General features: G+C 73.0%; 6 protein-coding genes. 2 read left to right on the top strand and 4 right to left on the bottom strand.

Features of this window, described 5'->3' with window-relative positions; translation table 11 throughout:
• Positions 1-393, top strand: a 393-nt coding sequence (locus CCN56_RS36540) for a GNAT family N-acetyltransferase (RefSeq protein ID WP_107484279.1), incomplete at its 5' end; no start/stop codon positions are given.
• Here CCN56_RS36540 and CCN56_RS36535 read toward each other — a convergent pair.
• On the bottom strand, positions 390-1,127 hold the full coding sequence (locus tag CCN56_RS36535; RefSeq protein ID WP_086832039.1) for an SDR family NAD(P)-dependent oxidoreductase: 738 nt from the start codon (positions 1,125-1,127) through the stop codon (positions 390-392). The two genes, CCN56_RS36540 and CCN56_RS36535, sit on opposite strands and share 4 nt — an antisense overlap.
• Before the next feature lie 131 nt (positions 1,128-1,258).
• Between CCN56_RS36535 and dapA the strand changes: the two genes are divergently transcribed.
• Positions 1,259-2,146, top strand: coding sequence for a 4-hydroxy-tetrahydrodipicolinate synthase (dapA, locus tag CCN56_RS36530; protein WP_086832038.1), 888 nt, complete (start codon positions 1,259-1,261; stop codon positions 2,144-2,146).
• 16 nt (positions 2,147-2,162) lie between these two features.
• On the opposite strand, the gene dapD is transcribed toward dapA, so the two are convergent.
• Genes dapD through CCN56_RS36515 form a run of 3 tightly spaced genes read right to left on the bottom strand, consistent with a single transcriptional unit; the run spans position 2,163 to position 4,107 of the window.
• Positions 2,163-3,146 (bottom strand): 2,3,4,5-tetrahydropyridine-2,6-dicarboxylate N-succinyltransferase, encoded by a 984-nt coding sequence (dapD, locus tag CCN56_RS36525; RefSeq protein ID WP_086832037.1) that lies wholly within the window; start codon positions 3,144-3,146, stop codon positions 2,163-2,165.
• 44 nt (positions 3,147-3,190) lie between these two features.
• A complete protein-coding gene (locus CCN56_RS36520) occupies positions 3,191-3,787 on the bottom strand; it encodes a TetR/AcrR family transcriptional regulator (protein ID WP_086832036.1) in 597 nt (198 codons plus the stop codon).
• Entirely contained in the window at positions 3,787-4,107 is a 321-nt protein-coding gene (locus tag CCN56_RS36515) for a multidrug efflux SMR transporter (protein WP_041133723.1), read from the bottom strand. The genes CCN56_RS36520 and CCN56_RS36515 overlap by 1 nt, the downstream gene beginning before the upstream one ends.
• Between the last annotated feature and the right edge of the window lie 264 nt (positions 4,108-4,371).

Below are 4,371 nucleotides of genomic sequence, written 5' to 3'. Positions count from 1 at the left end.
CTCGCCGACGAGGACGAGGTCGTGGACCCCGGCTCGGTCGTCGTCGGCGAGGCGTACGAGCGGGCCTTCGCGGACATCGAGGCCGATCCGCGCAACGAGATGCTCGTCCTGGTGGAGGGGGATCTCGTCCTGGGCTGCCTCCAGGCCACGTACATCCCGGGGCTCGGCAAGGGCGGCGCCGAGCGGGCCCTGATCGAGGCGGTCCGGATCAGGGCCGACCGGCGGGGCTGCGGGCTCGGCCGGGAGCTGATGGAGCGGGCCGTGGCGCGGGCGAAGGAGCGCGGCTGCGCGCTCGTCCAGCTGACCAGCAACAAGCGGCGGACGGACGCCCACCGCTTCTACGCCTCGCTGGGCTTCGCCCGCAGCCACGACGGCTTCAAGCTGGCGCTCTAGCCCAGCAGGTGCCCGCCACCGTCGACGAGGAGGATCTCTCCCGTGATGTACGAGGCGTGGGCGAGGTCGAAGACGGCCCCGGCGATGTCCTCGGGACGGCCGACGCGGCGCAGCGGGACGACCCCGGCGACGTGTTCCTTGGCGGCGTCGGCGCCCTCCACCCCGTCGAACCAGGGGGTGTCGATGAGGCCGGGCGCGACCGCGTTGACGCGGATGTCGGGGCCGAGGGTCTTGGCGAGGAGCTTCGTCATGTGGTTGACGGCGGCCTTGGAGACGGAGTACGGGATGGAGCTGCCGCCCGGCCGGACGCCGGCCTGGGAGGAGATCGTCACGATGTTGCCGCGGGTCTTCCGCAGGTGCGGGACGGCGGCGGTGACGGTCTGCCAGACGCCGATGACGTTGACGTCGTAGAGGTGGCGCCAGACCTCGGGCGAGGCGGTTTCGAGGTCGTCGTGCGGGATGAACCGGGTGGTGCCCGCGCAGTTGACGAGGAGGTCGAGGCGGCCGTACGCCTCCACGGCGGCCGCGACGAGCCCGGCGGCCTGGGCCTCGTCGGAGACGTCGGCCTGGACGTAGACGGCGTCCGGCAGTTCGGCGGCGAGGGCCTTGCCCGCTTCGACCGAGCGCCCGGAGTTGACGACGACCCGGTAGCCGGCGTCGGCGAGCCGTCGGGCGACGGCCGCTCCGATGCCCGAGGACGAGCCGGTGACGAGTGCGACGCGCTGTTCGCTCATGTGCGTTCTTCTCCATGTCCCCCTGTCGCGCCCGGCCGATCATGCCAGACGGCATCGTTCACAGAAACTGAATTCTCGAACCAAGTAGATCTAAGTGGACCTTCACGGTCGCTTGCGCACAGACTTCCCGAATGAACACTGAACGCCCCTTCGGGCGCGCCCTCTGCGCGATGGTCACCCCGTTCGACGCCACCGGTGGCCTCGACCTGGACGCGGCGCGCGGGCTCGCCACCCGGCTCGTCGCGGAGGGCTGCGACGGTCTGGTCCTCAACGGCACGACGGGGGAGTCCCCGACCACCACGGACGCGGAGAAGGCCGCGCTGATCCGCGCGGTGCGGGACGCGGTCGGCCCCGGCCCGGCGGTCGTCGCGGGCGTCGGCACCGCCGACACCCGGCACACCGCGGAGCTCGCCCGGCAGGCCGAGGAGGCGGGCGCGGACGGGCTGCTCGTCGTCACCCCGTACTACAGCCGTCCTCCGCAGGCGGCCGTCGAGGCTCACTTCCTGAAGGTCGCGGACGCGACCGGGCTTCCGGTGATGGTCTACGACATCCCCGGCCGCACCGGCACCCGGGTCGAGCCCGCGACGATGCGGCGGCTCGCCGCGCACCCGCGGATCGTGGCGGTGAAGGACTGCGCGAACGACCTGCTCGGCTCGGCCCGGCTGATCGCGGAGACGGGGCTCGCGTACTACTCGGGCAGCGAGGAGCTGAACCTGCCGCTGTACGCGGTGGGCGGCGCCGGTTACGTCAGTACGGTGGCGAACGTGGCGCCGCGCCGGCTGCGCGCGGTCCTGGACGCCTTCGACGCGGGCGACACCGCGGGCGCGGCCCGCCTCAACGCCGAACTCCTGCCGCTGGTCGAGCTGATGATGGCCTCGGGTCTGCCGGGCACGGTGACCGCGAAGGCGCTGCTCGGCGGCCCGGTGCGCGAACCGCTGCAGCCCGCCGACCGGGAGACGGCCGACGGGCTGCGGACGGCGCACGAGGCGCTGCTCCGGGCGGACTCCGCGTTCTGCTGACCGCGGAGTCGCCGGATCAGTTGTGGCTGTGCAGGATCTCGTTGAGCCCGCCCCAGACCGCGTTGTTCGGGCGGGCCTCGACGGCGCCGGTGACCGAGTTGCGGCGGAAGAGGATGTTGTCGCCGCCGGAGAGCTCGCGGGCCTTCACGATCTGGCCGTCGGGCATGGTCACCCGGGTGCCGGCCGTGACGTACAGACCGGCCTCGACGACGCACTCGTCGCCCAGCGCGATGCCGACGCCCGCCTCGGCGCCGATCAGGCAGCGCTCGCCGATCGAGATGATCACGTTGCCGCCGCCGGACAGGGTGCCCATGGTGGAGGCGCCGCCGCCGATGTCGGAGCCGTTGCCGACGACGACGCCGGCGGAGATGCGGCCCTCGACCATCGAGGTGCCCAGGGTGCCGGCGTTGAAGTTGACGAAGCCCTCGTGCATGACGGTGGTGCCGGCGGCGAGGTGCGCGCCGAGGCGGACGCGGTCGGCGTCGGCGATGCGGACCCCGGCGGGCACGACGTAGTCGGTCATGCGCGGGAACTTGTCGATCGAGGTCACCTGCAGGTGCAGGCCCTCGGCGCGGGCGTTGAGCCGGACCTTCTCGATGTCGTCGACGGCGACCGGGCCGAGCGAGGTCCAGGCGACGTTGGCGAGCAGGCCGAAGACGCCGTCCAGGCTCTGGCCGTGCGGCTTGACCAGCCGGTGGCTCAGCAGGTGGAGGCGCAGGTAGGCGTCGTGGGCGTCGAGCGGCTTCTCGTCGAGCGAGGCGATGACGGTGCGGACGGCGACCACCTCGACGCCCCGGCGGGCGTCCACGCCGAGGGCCTTGGCGGCGCCCTCGCCGAGGGCGCCCGCTGCCTCGTCGGGGGTGAGGCGCTCGGTGCCGGCGGGGCCGGCCGCTTCGGTCAGCTCGGGGGCGGGGAACCAGGTGTCGAGAACGGTGCCGTCGCCGGCGATGGTGGCGAGGCCGGCGGCGACGGCGCCGGTGGTGCGAGGAGCAGTGGTCATGACGGAAAACCTAACGGGCGGGCCCCGGCCCGGGCCAACCGGTCTCAGGTGTCGGTCGGGTCCGTGGGCGGTTCCGACGAGGTCCCGGCCTGTCGTTTCGGGTCTTCGTTCAGGATCCGGGCCAGCATCTCCCGGGCGTACCCCTCGTCGTACGGGGCGCCGGTGAGCAGCACCTGGAGGCTGATGCCGTCCATGAGGGCGACCAGGGCGCGGGCGGTGACGGGTCCGGTGCGCGGGGCGAGGACGGAGACGACCTCGTCGACCCATTCGGCGGCGACGGGACGCAGGGCGGGGCGGCGCAGGGCGGCGAGGTAGAGCTCGTACTCCAGCTCGACGCCGGTGCGTTCGGTGGACAGCCACTCCCCCATGAGCGAGGCCAGACCGGCGGCCAGATCGGGCGCGGCGATCTCGGGCCCCTGCCGGAGGCGGGCGCCGAAGGTGCCGTTGACCCGGTGGAGCGCCGCGACGAGGAGTTCGTCGAGGGAGGCGAAGTGGTACGTGGTGGAGCCGAGCGGCACGTCGGCCTCGGCGGCCACCGTGCGATGGCTGAGGCCGGCGATCCCGGCGCGGCCGACGACGGCGAGCGCGGCGTCGACGATCCGCTCGCGCCGGTCGGGGTCGTGCCTGCGGGGCCGTGCCATCAGTGCGCGCCGCCGAGGTTGAGGACGACGACCCCGGCGATGATGAGGAGGATTCCGGCGATCTTGGCGACGCCCAGGCTCTCGCCGAGGAAGAGGTAGCCGATCGCGGCGACGACGGCGGTGCCGACCCCGGACCAGATGGCGTAGGCGGTGCCGACCTGGAGCGTCTTGAGCGCCCGGGCGAGGAGCACGAAGGAGACGAGATAGCCGGCACCGGTGAGGAGGGAGGGCCAGAGCCTGCTGAAGCCCTCGCTGTACTTCATCGAGGTGGTGGCGAGTATCTCCGCCGCGATGGCGCCCGCGAGCAGTCCGTAACCCATGCGTACGAGCGTACACAGCGATGCGTACGCCCGTACACTGCAGGCCGATGTTCTTGGCACGTCCAGCCCCTATAGCGTGTTCCGGTCACCGGTCGGGGGCGAGAAGCAGGACACAGGGAGCGGGGAATGTCGCACAACGCGGGGTGGGGGCCGTACGGAGACGCGTACGGCGGCGCAGCAGGAGGAGGTCCGGCCGGTCCCGGGGGGCCGGGCATGCCCGGCTGGGGCGGCTGGATGCCGCCACCGCCGCCGAAGCCCGGGGTG

The organism is Streptomyces sp. NRRL B-24572 (assembly GCF_002156145.1).
GTDB classification, from domain to species: Bacteria; Actinomycetota; Actinomycetes; order Streptomycetales; family Streptomycetaceae; genus Streptomyces; species Streptomyces vietnamensis.
This window is presented reverse-complemented; position numbering and strand designations above follow the sequence as displayed.